General features: G+C 32.6%; 8 protein-coding genes. 3 read left to right on the forward strand and 5 right to left on the reverse strand.

Features of this window, described 5'->3' with window-relative positions; genetic code table 11:
- Window positions 1-337: 337 nt before the first annotated feature.
- Window positions 338-1,789, reverse strand: coding sequence for a transcription termination factor Rho (gene rho / locus ACIQ56_RS08115; protein WP_397600575.1), 1,452 nt, complete (start codon window positions 1,787-1,789; stop codon window positions 338-340).
- A gap of 554 nt (window positions 1,790-2,343) precedes the next feature.
- Window positions 2,344-3,591: an ornithine--oxo-acid transaminase gene (gene rocD, locus ACIQ56_RS08120; RefSeq protein WP_397600569.1), complete on the reverse strand. Its 1,248-nt coding sequence runs from the start codon at window positions 3,589-3,591 to the stop codon at window positions 2,344-2,346.
- 104 nt (window positions 3,592-3,695) lie between these two features.
- Here rocD and ACIQ56_RS08125 point away from each other — a divergent pair, with 104 nt between their 5' ends.
- Both ACIQ56_RS08125 and ACIQ56_RS08130 read left to right on the forward strand, forming a co-directional pair.
- Window positions 3,696-4,100: a dihydroneopterin aldolase gene (locus ACIQ56_RS08125; protein WP_397600570.1), complete on the forward strand. Its 405-nt coding sequence runs from the start codon at window positions 3,696-3,698 to the stop codon at window positions 4,098-4,100.
- A gap of 215 nt (window positions 4,101-4,315) precedes the next feature.
- Window positions 4,316-5,113, forward strand: a complete 798-nt coding sequence (locus ACIQ56_RS08130) for a B12-binding domain-containing protein (protein ID WP_397600571.1) — start codon at window positions 4,316-4,318, stop codon at window positions 5,111-5,113.
- Between the two features lie 291 nt (window positions 5,114-5,404).
- On the opposite strand, the gene rpoD is transcribed toward ACIQ56_RS08130, so the two are convergent.
- The 3 genes from rpoD to rpsU form a co-directional block, all read right to left on the reverse strand.
- Window positions 5,405-8,023, reverse strand: a complete 2,619-nt coding sequence (rpoD, locus tag ACIQ56_RS08135) for an RNA polymerase sigma factor RpoD (RefSeq protein WP_397600572.1) — start codon at window positions 8,021-8,023, stop codon at window positions 5,405-5,407.
- 92 nt (window positions 8,024-8,115) lie between these two features.
- On the reverse strand, window positions 8,116-11,199 hold the full coding sequence (locus ACIQ56_RS08140; protein ID WP_397600573.1) for a toprim domain-containing protein: 3,084 nt from the start codon (window positions 11,197-11,199) through the stop codon (window positions 8,116-8,118).
- A gap of 138 nt (window positions 11,200-11,337) precedes the next feature.
- Entirely contained in the window at window positions 11,338-11,535 is a 198-nt protein-coding gene (rpsU, locus tag ACIQ56_RS08145) for a 30S ribosomal protein S21 (protein ID WP_148698276.1), read from the reverse strand.
- A 381-nt stretch (window positions 11,536-11,916) separates the two neighbouring features.
- Between rpsU and ACIQ56_RS08150 the strand changes: the two genes are divergently transcribed.
- Complete coding sequence (locus ACIQ56_RS08150; RefSeq protein WP_397600574.1) at window positions 11,917-13,620, forward strand: FAD-binding oxidoreductase; 1,704 nt, start codon at window positions 11,917-11,919, stop codon at window positions 13,618-13,620.
- The last annotated feature ends 79 nt before the right edge of the window (window positions 13,621-13,699 follow it).

Genomic DNA, 13,699 nt, shown 5'->3' on the forward strand with positions numbered 1-13,699 from the left:
AAATACTTATTAAAAACTAAAATTAAATCTTATCGCATTAAAAAAATATTCTCACCAAATCATTCTATACAATATCCTATATATTTTAATGCTAATGACAAAAAAATTTTAATAAACATTTTTATCTCAACTAAAAAAAGAACGCCACTTATACAGGTATATTCACTATAATTGCAAAAATTCCAAATAATATTAATTATGATTTAAAAATAAATTCATATCTCATTTAAAATTCAACTCAAAATTTTTCTTCAAATCACAACCAAAAAAAATCCCCAAACTTTCGTAAGGGGATTTTTAATATCTAAATGAAATAGAATAAATAATGAATTAGAAATTAACCATTCATACTATTTAAAAAGTCATCATTGGTTTCGCAGCGTTCAAAACGTTGCAATAAAAATTCCATGGACTCGATTGGGGACATAGGATGCAATACTTTGCGGAGTACCCAAAGACGATTGAGAGTTTCGCGTGCAAGAAGGAGATCTTCACGACGAGTCGCACTCTTATTAATATCAATTGCTGGGAACACACGACGTTCTGCTAAACGGCGATCGAGAACAAGTTCCATGTTACCTGTACCTTTGAATTCTTCAAAGATAACTTCGTCCATACGGCTTCCTGTATCGATAAGTGCTGTTGCAATGATAGTAAGACTTCCGCCCTCTTCCACGTTACGTGCCGCACCGAAAAATCTTTTTGGTTTGTGAAGTGCGTTCGCGTCGACACCACCCGTTAATATTTTTCCACTTGGTGGCACAACACTGTTGTATGCACGTGCAAGGCGAGTGATGGAGTCTAATAAGATAACAACATCTTTTTTATGCTCAACCAACCTTTTTGCTTTTTCAATTACCATTTCGGCAACTTGAACGTGACGTTGTGCAGGTTCATCAAAGGTACTGCTGACAACTTCACCGCGCACGGAACGTTCCATGTCTGTTACTTCTTCCGGACGTTCGTCAATAAGAAGAACAATTAACACGGCTTCAGGATGGTTTATTGCAATGGAGTTCGCAATATTTTGAAGTAAAATAGTTTTACCTGTTTTTGGAGGCGCAACAATAAGAGCACGTTGACCTTTTCCAATAGGAGCAAAAAGATCGATTAAACGTGTACTGTAAATTTGCGGATCGTTTTCCAATTTAAAGCGGAAATCGGGGTGAATGGTTGTTAAGTTATCAAACAAAATTTTCTCACCAGTAAAGTCTGGTGTTTCGCCATTTACGGATTCTACTTTTAATAAAGCAAAGTAACGTTCATTGTCTTTTGGTGGACGAATTTGCCCAGAAACCGTGTCTCCTGTACGTAAATTAAATCTACGAATTTGTGATGGAGATACATAAATGTCATCTGGTCCAGGCAAATAATTATAGTCTGGAGCTCTTAAAAAACCGAAACCATCAGGTAACGTTTCAAGCACACCTTCAGAGTAAACAACGCCATTGCGAACAGCTTGAGCCTCTAACAAAGAAAAAACGAGATCTTGTTTTCTTAAGTTTGCTGCACCGTCAATGCCCATATCTTTTGCCATATGAACTAAATCGCTAATGTGTTTTTCTTTTAGCTCTTTTAAATTCATGACAGGAACTTCTGAATTAAACTCAGGCTCTTTTTCGTCAGCTCCTGTTGGAACAGGACGAGATTGATCTGGTCTTCGAGAAGAAGGGTGATTGTTACGTTGTTGGTTATTGTGACCTTGGTAAGAGGTACGATACTGCTGCGGCTGATTCGGAGTATTGTTATTATTTGTTGAACTCGCCGTAGTATGAGATTGCTGTTGCATTGCTGGTGATGCGGGATGCACGGTAGATCCTCCTCCTGCGTTCATGGAAGCCTGTGGGGAACCCATTCTGTTTGGAGGGGGAGCATTCATTCCAAATGGAGACGGGCGTGGAGTAAACGTCGAATTCGAAGAAGATGAATGATTATTTTGAGATGAAGGAGACGAAGACATGTTTGATGGGTCTTTTGACCTGGTAAAAACGCGTCTAGACGGTGTGTAAGTAGAAATACCTTCGCTGTCAGAGTCATTCTGAGATGAAGAAGAGGTCGCATTTTCATTAAAAAGCGTACTTTCTTCAGGGGTTCTACGAATGTAACGTCTTGTTGTTGAATTCGTTGTGCGTTTACGCGGGGACGGAGACTCATTATCGAAGTCATCATTATTTTTGTCATCTACCATGCTAAATGATTCCAAAAGAAAAAAAGTTGAAGGAATAAATAAAAAGAAGGGATTTTTGGCTGGTTGCGCCATATAAATAAAAACGGACGCTTGTGAAAGCAATTTTATTTTTAACAGGTGTTCTTTTCTTTGTCAACTCTTTCCAAAAATAAGGATTATGATTTTTGCAGCCATTCTGCTTGAGTTTTTGCAAAAACTTCAGAAATGGTATCAATCGCAAAACGCATACTTTCGTCTTTCATAACTAAAGGTGGTGCAAAACGTATGGTATAATCATGGGTTTCTTTTGCAAGAATTCCTCTTTCTTGAAGAAGTTCACTATAAAAACGGCCTTTCCCTGCTTCAGGATGAATTTCAATCCCATTTAATAGACCTTTTCCACGAATTTCTTTCACTACTTTTTTCGGTAAATGAGCTAAACCTTCTCTAAATTGGTTGCCTAATTGATACGCTCTTTCTGCAAGTTTTTCGTCTTCAATGATACTCAAAGCCGTTTGCGATAAAGCACAAGCCATTGAATTTCCACCAAAAGTAGAGCCATGATCGCCTGGTTTTAAAAGGCCTAAAATATCGTCGTTTCCAACAACAGCCGAAATAGGATAATAAGCACCGCCTAAAGCTTTTCCAAGGATAATCAAATCGGGATTACAATTTTCATATAAGTGAGCAAAAAGTTTACCGGTACGACCTAAGCCTGTTTGAATTTCATCTGCGATACAAAGTACATTATGTTTTTTACAAATTTGACTTACTTTTTCAAGATATCCTTGCGCAGGAATGATAATTCCCGCTTCTCCTTGAATGGGTTCAAATAAAAATCCGACCGTATTTGGGGTAATTGCTTTTTCAAGAGCGACTGCGTCACCATAGGGAACAGAACGAAATCCACCACAATAAGGACCAAAATCATCTTTGTATTGTGGTTCACTAGAAAAACTTACAATTGTCGTTGTTCGGCCATGAAAATTATGATCACAAACAATAATTTCTGCCTGGTGTCTTGGTACTTTTTTAACTAGATAACCCCATTTACGTGCAACTTTTATAGCAGTCTCAACAGCTTCTGCACCTGTATTCATAGGAAGAGCTTTGTCTTTTTTACACAAAAGGGTTAATTGTTTTAACCAAGGACCCATTTGATCATTATGAAAAGCTCTTGAAGTTAAAGTTACTTTTTGCGCTTGCTCCATAAGAGTTTGTTGCATTCTAGGGTGACAATGCCCTTGGCTTACTGCACTATAAGCACTCAACATATCAAGATATTTTTTACCATCAATATCCCAAACCCATTCGCCAGAACCTTTTGTTATAACTACTTTTAAGGGATGGTAATTATGGGCACCAAACTTATCAGCCATATCAATATATTTTTTTGAAATTTCAGAAACATTTTGGTTTGTCATTTTTTTACCTTTATTCTATGTATGAGTTTCATAATGGAAAAAACAATACGCTTTTCCACATATAACTTTGTTTTTAAGGATAGCCAACCATTAGGAAACAAAAAATGAAATATTCATCGACACCATATTTATTAACTGATGATCAATTTTGTTGGATTCACATTTCAGAAATGAAAACATTTCTTTATTTAGGCGCAAATGAATATGAAGAAAAAATAGGACAAAATATCACAATAAATTTGTCTATTAAAATTAAATATAATAACACACTAGATAAACTGTACAATACAGTTGATTATGGCGCCGTCTGTGAACATATCATTCATAAAATAAAAATGCTAGAAAAAGTAAAGTTACTCGAATTTTTAGCAGAACAAGTTTTAATCTCTATTGGCGAAAATTTTAAAGACATTTATGCTGCTAAAATTTCAATTGAAAAAGGTTATGTTCCTTTAAAAAACTTTACTGGAAAAGTAAAAATTGAAGCTGAAAAAGAATTTATAGTTTGAATTAACTATTTTTTACTAAATTTAAAAATAATTTTTGCCAGATCCCTAATTTTACCATCCCCACAGGTCTACTTACTCCTCCTTTTTTCCGTTTCAGCCTCTTGGCACTCCTTTATCCATCTTTTAATTTTTTACTTAAAAAATTAAAAGATATTCCGATGCAGTTTAGTTATAAGATTTTTCTAGAAGATTTAAAATTATTATTTGGAAATTTTATGATAAGATGGTGCTCATATTGTGCTAAATTTATTGGTGAAAAAGAACCTTATCAAGATTATACAATTACACACGGTCTTTGTATAAATTGCAAAGCAAAATTTTCAAATAAAAATTCATTTGACATTAGTAAATTGAACGAAATTCAGGAGTTTTTTTCTGAAATAGAAAACCAAGGTAAAAGTGGAATTATCATAGCACCTGAAGATGTCTTGAAAAAAGGTTTAAATTTAGGATTACAATATTCTGACGTGATTATGGGAATTATTCAACCGATTATGAGAAAAATTGGTGATTTATTTGAAAAAAAACTATTAAGTATTGAGCAAGAGCACTTATTTTCACATTTTAGTAATAGTATTATAAATTTAATTTTAAGCAAAATAAGTATAGATGAATTTGGAAAAATAGAAAATAAAATTGATGTAATTCTTATGTGTATAGAAGGAAATTCTCATACAATTGGCATTCGGTTTCTTGATATTGTTCTTAAAGATGCAGGAATTATGAGTTATGTTATACTTTATCCATTATCTGAAGATAAATTAGTTAACTTAATAATAAAAGTTCGTCCTAAGGCAATTGCCATTTCTATTGTGCTTGAAGAGCATTTAACAAAACTAGAAAAATTTGTACACTTTTTAAAAAATAATCCTAAAATAAATTTTTCTTTAAAATATATGATAGGTGGCAATTGTTTGAAAAATCTGAAAAAAAACATTGAATATATTGACTATACTGATAACTCTTATGATATCAATAATTTTATTAATTATTTAAAATCAATTAAAAGTTAAACATACAATAGTGGTTAATTTTTATGAGATACTACTGAAAAACAATAATAACCTTTTCTTAATTAGACTTTTCAGCTGGATATGATTAAATACCCAATGCTGATAAAATTTAGCTATTATTAAATCAATAAAATTTGAAACATGAATTTTAAATTCTTTTAATTTTAGTGTTACTCTTTTCCATTCCACTGTTGAACAAAAAATTCAATCCTATTTAAAAAAAACCCTAATTATAGATTATGAAAATCTATAATTAGGGCTAATGCTAGCTAAGTGATTAAATTCTTCAAATTAACTTTCAATGAAAGCTTTTAATTTTTTAGAACGGCTTGGATGACGAAGTTTACGTAACGCTTTTGCTTCAATCTGACGAATACGCTCACGAGTTACATCAAAACTTTGCCCCACTTCTTCCAAAGTATGGTCTGTCTTTTCACCAATACCAAAACGCATACGTAACACTTTTTCTTCGCGAGAAGTTAAAGTAGCAAGAACTTTTTTGGTTTGTTCAGACAAGCTTTGGTTTGCCACAATATCTATAGGCGCGCCATGAGCTTTATCTTCTAAAAAGTCTCCATAATGATTGTCTTCTTCTTCTCCAATTGGAGCTTCCAAGGAAATAGGCTCACGCGCAATTTTCATAACCTTACGTACTTTTTCAATACTCATATCCATACGCTGCGCAATTTCTTCAGGAGTAGGCTCTCTACCCATTTCTTGAACCAATTGACGGCTTGTGCGAACCATTTTGTTGATTGTTTCAATCATATGAACAGGAATACGAATCGTACGAGCTTGATCGGCAATCGCACGTGTGATCGCCTGACGAATCCACCAAGTAGCATAAGTACTAAATTTGTAACCACGACGGTATTCAAATTTTTCAACAGCTTTCATAAGACCAATGTTACCTTCTTGGATAAGATCCAAAAATTGAAGACCACGGTTCATGTATTTTTTAGCAATGGAAACAACTAAACGAAGGTTCGCTTCTATTAATTCGCGTTTTGCTTCTTCTGCAAAACGATTTGCATTACTAATAACTTGGTACTTTATCGCAATTTCACTTCTACTAAGGAAACAAGCTTGCTCACTCATTAAAATTGCATTTCGTGCAGAGATATAAGTGTTTTTAAAGTTTTCCCAATCTTTTTCTGTTAAAAAGTTTACTTCTATAGGTCTTGGTGCATTTGCATTGCAATAAGCAGATAAACGAGCTTCATCTAAACGTGTTCTCACCTTCACTTTATTTGTTTCTTTCATACAATCCGAAACACTTTTTGCGTGGGTGTCTAACTCAGCAACAATTTGTTGAATAATACGACGATTGACGTTGATCTCTTTTACAATTTCAAACATTTGTTCGCGGGATTCTTTTAAAATTTCTCTTTCATGAGCAGAGAGTTTATCAAGACCTTGTAAGCCAAATTTATCTTCAATTTCGATGACTGTTTTAGCAAGCTTCATAAAGCTTTCAACAAGTACACGAACTCTTTGGGATTGGCCTTCATCATTTGCTTGATCTTGTTCATCATCAAAACCTTTGACAAGGTTTTTTGCTTTAATAACGCCATCGATAAATTTTTGTCCTACATCACACATATGGTTGATACCAATACGTAAAGAAACAAGGTGCTCTAATAGTTTATTCTCTTCATTTTCAATTTTTTTGGCAATTTCAACTTCACCGTCGCGAGATAAAAGAGCTACTTGTCCCATTTTTCTTAAATAAACACGAACGGGATCGTTGCTTCTAGCAGAAGCGTCGAGTTCTTCTTCTTCGCCACCAAGATCAGCACCAAATTCTTCTGCTGCAAGGAAGTCGTCTTCTGGAAGAGATGCGGATTCGTCAGCTTCAAGATCGACATCACCTAAAAGATCTTCTTCTTCTTCAGCACCAAAGTCATCAGGTTCTTCATCTAAAGAAACTTCTTCAAATGGTTCGTCGTCATCTGAGTCCGCTCCTTTGCCTTGTTTCCCTTGTTTACTTGTTTTTTTAGTTGGATCTGCTTTTGCAGAATCTTTCTTTTTAGAACCAGGGACAGCTGATTTTGTAATTACTTTCTCTTCTGAGGAATCACCTAAAGCCTTAGCGGATTCTTTTTTAGAACCTGATGGCTTTTCGGAAACCGCATTTTTCACCACTTTTTTATCTTTGTCTTTTGCAGACAAAGAAACGGTGGCATCTTTTGATTTTGTCGCAAGAGATTTTGTCCCGTCTGCTTGAGCGCCTGTTACTGCGGATTTTGTCTTTTGTTTAGAAGCTTCTGCTACGTTTAACAAAGATTTTTTGTCTTGTTCTAAAGAGGAGGACTCTTTATCTGACTTCTTTTTTATAACGATATTGGGTTTGCCATCTGACGTTTTTGTTAAAACAGTATCTGATTTTAAAGGAGAAGGTTTCCCACTTTTAGCAGAAACAGACTCTTTTTTAACCATATTAGGATTTATATTCATAGACTCTTCATCAGCTGGTTTTGTAACTTTTTTATTCGCCATAGTATCTTTATTGTTTTTTTCTAATTTAGAAGGCACTAATTTTTCTTTTTCAGTACCTTTATCTGTTAATTTAACGTCACGATTCGACTTTATTTGTGGGTTTTTAGGATCTTTTTCAGACCGGAAAACCACAGATTTTTTCGTATCTTTTTCTAAAGAATGATTTTCATCCGCTTCAGGGCTCTGAGCTGGTTTAGAGCTAGGTTGTTTTTTAATCGTTTGATGATTCTCTTTTTTAACCGTTTTTAAATCCACAGGCTTAGATGAGTTCTGTGACTTTACCGGATTCTTTTCCACTTTTTTTGATGGCTGTGAAGCTGGCTTTGAGCTTGCGGATTTTTCTTTTTGGGTTGGCTCAGAAGCACGTTTCTGACCACCTACAGTTGCAGACTTTGACTTGGAATTCGTCATATTTTAAAAACCCCCAAGAATCACAAAACAAAAAAACCCTATTCAGGGACAATTGAATAGCGCAAATCGGTTACATTGAAATAATTTTACGTTTATTGCAAATTAAAAGATTCAAAAGAACCAAATTCCTTGCTACGCCTTGTACGCTCTCTGACAAGGTCATGAAACTGTTTATCTATCTCGTTATCAAAATGGAAACTCGAAAAAGCTTTTAGAGCGTTGTCAATATATTCGAGTTCCAATTGAAGTAAAGCCTCAGCTGTAAATGCAGATAAAACACCTCTTTGCGAGGAAAGTTTAATATTTCGCAACTGAAACCTCAAAAAACCAGAATTTTTTAAATCCCAAATGTTCTTAAATGATATCATGGACACGCCCACTGGCAAGCTTTCTTTCAGTAATTCCTCCATCTTATATTGAAATAAAATGTGAACATTTGAATTTGCATAAGCCAGTACTACTTTTGTCTGATGCGAAAAGCTATATTTATCCAAGTCTTCAAGCTCAATTAAAGAGACATGTTGGTTGTCTACCATAGCAGTCAGCAGTTCGAGATAAACAGAAAAACTTGTTTTACTCATTTGATTGCTTATCGCTAATGCACAAATACGCTCGTTAGCCTCTTCTGAGCTTGATAATCCTTGAGCTACATTTCGCAAACGTATTGGTAACTCATAAAACCTTGAATGGACAAGTGATAAAATTAATTTAACTTCAGTAACGGAAAAGACAGGCCACTCTTCAAGAGAAAAGGCTTCAGGCTTAGCGACGTCTTTAACAAAATGAGACTTTATATGCAATGAAGATAAGCCTTCCATTTCTTGACGAAGGTCTTCAGGATATACATTTTCAAAGTATTTGTCACATAAAAATAGAAGGGATTCATCTTGAACTTGTTTATCGGGATGCTGCAAAATAATAGGGAGAATATGCTCTTTTGCTTGTCTTAAAAAAACTTCTGGTTTAAAATTAGACTCTTCAAAAAACCATTTGCAAACCTTATTTAACAAAGGTTCTGTATTAGGTATTAAAGAATGAAATTCATTCACACCATATTTTTTAATAAAATCGTCAGGATCTTTTCCATCGGGAATTTCTAAATACTCCAAATCAATTCCCTTAAAAGGAAAAGTAATAAAAAAAGTTCTTCTTGCTGCATTTTGGCCAGCTTTATCAGAGTCAAAACATATGATTATTCTTTTAGTTACTTTTGAAAGGGCTTCCATATGAGAATGAGTAAGACTTGTTCCCATAACAGCAACTGTATTTGTAACCCCTGCATTCACCAAAGAAATACAATCCATATAGCCTTCTACAACAACAACAAAACCATAACTAACAATGGACTGAAGCGCTGCGTAAAAATTGTATAAAACATTCGATTTTGCAAATATTGCGGATTCTGGTGAATTTATATACTTTGGTAATTCTTTTGCTTTTGATTGCAAATGAGGTTGAAATAAACGACCAGAGAGTGCAATAATAGCGCCTTCATGTCCATAAATAGGTATTATAATTCTGTCATGAAAAAAATCGTAAAAACCATCATTTATTTTACTTTTTTTAATTAATCCAAGCTCAAGCAAGGGCTCAAAAGGAACTAATTTTTTTTCAACCTTTCTAGACAATTCATTTGAATAGGGACAAAATCCAAATCCCCATTTCACAATATGCTCTAATTCGATTCCTCTTTGCTCTAAATACAAACGCGCCTCTTTTGCTAAAGGCAAATCCGATAATAAAATTTTGTGGTAAAAATATACCGATTTTGTAATATATTCTTTTTCTATTTCAAAATTTTTATCCAATTTAAGAGTTTCTTTTTGAGGCAATTTTGTTTCTATTTTTACTTCATTTTTTTGAGTTATAGAAGCGATATTTACTTTATTGTTATCCGAACTTTTTAGTTTATACTTATTATAATTAGCAGATCCGAATATTTTTTTTGAGGAACCAAAATATTTAGCTGCAATGTTATCTAATATCAATTCTTTTCGAGACTGATCCTCAATTTTATTAAAAATAGGTAACAGTTTTTTCTGAAACTCTCCTAATTTAATAGAAGATGGAATATTATCAAAAAATTTATTTACAATTTCTTCCCAAAGAGGTTTTGAATTTAAAAAGACTTTATTTAAATCATCTGAAGATATATTTTCATTTTGTATTGAGAAAAAAACGGTATCAAATGACAAATCGCTTAAAACAATAGTTTCTAAAAAGGTTTTCCATAAAAACATATTTTGATTTGCTATAGAAAAAACAGCAATAATAATTCTTGGTACTTTTTTAGATAAAACTTTTGCTAACGACGTATCTATTTTATTTTGCAAACAAGCAATTGTATTTAATTTACCTAATGAAAGTAAATAATATAAATCATAAAAATTTGCAGTAACAATAATATTTTTTTGATTATTTAACTGATTTCTTGATTGGTGCCAATTTAACCAATGTAATGTCGATTTCGGAAAAGGGGTGAAAACTTCTAAATCATTTAAATAACATAAAAAGTTATTTTCAGAAAAAGGTTCTTCATTTTTAAATTGGGTTATTTTATTAGAAAAAGCAAATCCACCTAATTTTCCATTTTCCTTATATATAGGAAAGGCAAATCTATCCGATAAATCTATTTTAAATATCTCTTTTAAAGAAATATTTTCCATAAAGGTATCACAAGTAGAATGATCCCCTGTATAAACAAATTCAATATATTTTTTTAATTTATTTATTAAAAAATCTTTAAATTCAGCTGTTATAGATTGTAATTGACTATCTATTAACTTATTTAAATTTTCTTTAAAAAATAAATGAATTTTTTCGAGTTCTTTATTTTGTGCCTCAAAAAAATCATTTTTGGCGCTATTTTGCTTTTCTTCAGCACTTGATTCATATTCTAAAGGAATTTGATACGTTTGAGATAAACTTTCCACCGACTCACGAAAAGAACATCCTGTGCGGTGCATTTCATAATCAATCACAGTTCCATGAGCCTTGCAGGCAAAACAATGATAATTATTTTGATAAATATACATACTCGGCGAGGAATCTTGATGAAATGGACATTTTGCAACCGCATTCCCTCCAGAACGCTTCACATCCATAAAACGGCGTAGGTGGTCTTGAAGGGGAATGGTTTGTATTACATTTTGGATAGAATGTTTGCGAAGTCTCAAAAAGAACCTCACTGTTTAAGCAGTAAAACTCTTACCAATTATAGGTAGAGAGTATGATACCATATCAGTCAAAATTGAAAAAGGAGAGCTGTAAACACAACCCTCCTTTTAAAGCTTTTGATGAGCTAAAAAACGAAATTAAGCCATAAGCTTCTTTTGTTTTTTAAGGGCGCGTTTACGAGCCGCCATACGTTTTCTCTTAATTTTAACAGAGGGTTTTTCGTAATGCTCACGTTTGCGAATTTCAGAAAGGATACCTGCTTTTTCGCATTGTTTCTTAAAACGACGCATTGCGCTTTCAAAGGTTTCACCTTCTTTAATCTTAACTACTGGCATATCATTCACCCCCCTTCATTTTTAATATAGGCCGATCATCTATCAAATCGGAACCTGCTTACTATCGCAAAAAATTTAGAAATACAAGCTTCTTTAGGGATAATTATCTCAATAGTTGCAGAAATCGAGGGATTATGGGGGTTCATCAAAATCATTCTTATTCTTTCTAAATAGCCATTTCCCAGGAAAGCAATCTCTTAAAATTACAGTCAAATATAGATAACCATCTAAAATCACAATTGTATTTCTTTAAAAGACAAAAAAACACTCCATGTTTACAAATATTTACATTAAATTCAATCTCATATATACAATACTTATCTTCTATAAAGTGAAGCTTGCATTTCAAATAAATCAACTTAATAAGTCAAAGGTTTTTGAATGATAGCTAAAGAAAAAGACAATAATTTCAAAAATTTTCTAAAATTCATAAATCAAAATCTCCCCAAAAAAAATATCCTTTCAGACCCTCTTAGCCTTTACTCTTATGCTAATGATGCAAGTCACTACTACTTAGTACCCAAATTAGTTCTTATTGTAGATGAAGAAGTTGAAATACAATGCATATTTAAATCAGCAAAAAAATATAAAATTCCCTTAACAATTAGAGCCGCAGGCTCCTCTCTATCAGGACAATCTATTACAGACTCCGTACTTCTTGTTATAAGTTGGAAATGGCGAAAATATAAAATTTTTAATGAAGGAAATGAAATAGAACTTCAAGCAGGTGTTATTGGAAAAGATGCGAATTATTATTTAGCAAAGTACAAAAAAAAAATAGGACCTGATCCCTCTTCCCTCGATTTTGCTAAAATTGGTGGGATTGCTGCAAATAACGCAAGCGGAATGTGCTGTGGAGTTAAAAATAACAGTTATCATACCTTAAAAAATATTCGCGTGATATTTAGTAACGGAACAATTTTAGACACGAGTGATAAATTATCGATTGCTAAATTCAAAAATACAAATAACCCTATTTGTGAAAAAATATTAGAAATAAGAAAAAATATATTAAGTAACAGTAATATAATAGAAAAAATACAAAATAAATATAAAATAAAAAATACAGTTGGTTATTCACTGAATTCATTTGTAGATTTTGAAGATCCTATAGACATTATTTCTCATTTAATGATTGGATCGGAAGGGACACTTGGTTTTATTTCAAGCATAACATATAAAACAATTTATGAAGAACCTTATAAAAAAGCGGCTCTGTGTTTTTTTGCTGATTTAAAATCGGCAATGGAAGCTGTCCTCATTTTAAATAGCGATAGCATTTCTTCTCTCGAATTTCTTGATGCGACATCGATAAGCTGTGCTAAAAAAGAGCTTAGCGAATTTCTTTCACAGGAAATAAATACCAATGAACATTGTTTACTTATAATAGATTTAAGAGATTCAACAGAAATAAATTTAAATAAAAAAATATTAGACATAAACAAAAAAATAAGCCTTTGCCAAAATGTAATTATAATTAGCAAATTTTATGAGAACGATATATATCAAAAAATCATGAAAATTAGAAAATCTATTTTACCCATTGTGCAATCACAAAGAAAACCAAATTATTTAGCTTTACTTGAAGACGTTGCCTTTCCTTTAGAACATTTACCGCAAGGAAGCTCAGACTTAAAAAAACTTTTTAAACAACACGGGTTTGAAAATAGTTGTTTATTTGGACATGCCAAAGATGGTAATTTACATTTTATTTTAGAAATGAAGTTTGAAAACGAAAACGATAGAATAAAATATGAAATATTTATGAAAGATTTAGCAACTCTTGTCATAGATAAACACAATGGTTCCTTAAAAGCAGAACATGGCACAGGAAGAAATATCGCTCCTTTTATCGAAGCAGAATGGGGAAAAGAGATAAATGATATAATGTATAAAATTAAACAAATATTAGATCCTGAAATTATTTTAAATCCCGATGTGATTCTCTCTGCTGATAAATTCATTCATACTAAAAATCTCAAACAAATAACTGAAATAGACGAACATTTAGACAAATGCAACGAATGTGGCGCGTGTGGTGTCCTCCCAATAAGTGCATTTTACAAACACAATGAATGGAATTAAATTTTTTATAGAGAGTGGTTTTTGATTTTGTTGATAGTATCAAGATAATTCCAAGGTAACCAATCTTTTGGGTTTTGCT

The sequence above is a fragment of the Silvanigrella sp. genome (assembly GCF_044369315.1).
Lineage (GTDB): Bacteria > Bdellovibrionota_B > Oligoflexia > Silvanigrellales > Silvanigrellaceae > Silvanigrella.